Origin of the sequence: Eubacterium ramulus ATCC 29099, from assembly GCF_000469345.1 — a bacterium.
Lineage (GTDB): Bacteria > Bacillota > Clostridia > Lachnospirales > Lachnospiraceae > Eubacterium_I > Eubacterium_I ramulus.
The window spans coordinates 1-1,695 of sequence record NZ_KI271180.1 but is presented as its reverse complement, the minus strand read 5'-3'; the positions used below and the strand labels follow the sequence as shown (position 1 = coordinate 1,695).

The 1,695-nt window shown below is 33.5% G+C and carries 1 protein-coding gene; it reads right to left on the bottom strand.

Annotated elements, in window-relative coordinates; all coding sequences use genetic code 11:
- Positions 1-138: 138 nt before the first annotated feature.
- Positions 139-1,605 carry an IS1182 family transposase gene (locus tag HMPREF0373_RS13555; protein ID WP_021740329.1) on the bottom strand — a complete coding sequence of 489 codons (1,467 nt, stop codon included), beginning with the start codon at positions 1,603-1,605 and terminating at the stop codon, positions 139-141.
- Positions 1,606-1,695: the final 90 nt, after the last annotated feature.

Here is a 1,695-nt window from a genome sequence, read left to right as displayed (position 1 = left end):
CAAGGACGCCACTGAAAAAGTGGTAAGTTTAGTATCACAGGGCGTCAAATATGTGCAAAAATGTTCCTTGATAATAAAATATTGCTAAAATAGTGTTTTGAGGGATGCAAAATCTACCCTTTTGAGAGATGAATTTTCCTATTTTTTCTCATTTGGGCAGACTTCTCCCTTTAGTTTTAAAATTCGTTTTAAATTGACTGCAAATATTGATACTGCTCCTTGAAGTTGCATGTTTGATAGTCCAGCAGCATCACAACGATTATATCCGTGTATATTTTTTAATTCACTATTTTTTGCCTCTATCATATAGCGGGTTTTGAAACGTTCCTTGAAATATTGTGTTTTTTGAAACGCCTCTTGATTTTTATGATAATCCGATTTAATAGTGATACTATACGTTTTGGTTTTTGCATTTTCTTTATAGCAGCCATTACGATAAGGACAGACATGGCATATATTAATATCGAAAAAATATTTGATACGTGTATTCTTTTTCTGATTACTACGTTTGTCAATTCGATATTTTATAGCCAAATGCCCCGCTGGGCACTGCATGGTATCCGCATCTTTATTAAAGATAAAGCCGTCCTCTGAACGAGTCCCTTTTATGATGCTCGGGTTAAGCTTTGAAATTAATTTATAGTCATTGCTTTGTGCATCTTTTAAATTTTCCAGTGTGGAATATGCGGTATCTGCTATTACTTCATTAACGGTTGCACCTGCTGCTTTACTTTTTTGAACCAGTACTGGAAGTTCCTGACCATCAAATGCTTCGCCGGATGTGATTGTTGCTGCTGTGATAATCCGTTCATCTGTCATGGCCAAATGAGTTTTGTATCCGTAAAAAGAAGAATTGACCGTTTTATGGCCAATCCGGGCATCCGGGTCAATGGATTGATCATAACAATCAATCTGATTATCCAAAATTTCGGATAACATAGAAGATTCTTCTTTAATCGTTGGCAGTTCTGAATACGGACTTTCCTGAACTGTGTTTAATAATTCATGACAGTATTCATTATACTCATCTAAAGAAGCTCGTTTTTCAGGTTCATCTGGCAGATAAATGTCTTTATCAGAATCTTTTAAAGCTGCTTTTAAAGAAGTAGAGGCTTTTTTCAACATTTCTCTCTGAGTAGTTTTATGATAACGGGCTTCTGTATGAGTTGAGTCAACAATTATAGTATTGCTTTTTAAAACACCTTGATTTATGGCAAGTTCTACACTTTTATTTATGAGCAGATCAAGTATATTTTCATCTTTTAAACGCTGCTTTCTGAATTTGGTTAAAAGACTAGGATGGATAACCTCTTCTTCTGGCATTAATTCCAGAAAATATTTAAAAGACATATCATATCGTGATCTTTCAACAACACCATTATCAGAAAGGTTATAAAGATATTTTAAAAGCAGATATTTAAATAGCAATATAGGGTTTTTTGCATTACGTCCATTATCAAGGCAATATTTATTTTTTAATTCATCATATATAAAAGAAAAATCGACCAATTCCCTGATTTTTCTTAGAATATGATCTTTTGGAACAATCATGTCATATAAATCTGAATAATAACTAAGGCCAAGTTTAAGTTGGGATGATAACATTTCAACCTCCGACAATTATGATACCTTAATTATATCAGATATATGATTTTACGACCACTTTTTCAGTGGCGTCCTGCAAGTGGTGAGTAA

Bases quoted from the DNA above. Each gene is read 5' to 3' on its own strand.
- HMPREF0373_RS13555 (WP_021740329.1), bottom strand. From the start codon at position 1,605: ATGTTATCATCCCAACTTAAACTTGGCCTTAGTTATTATTCAGATTTA.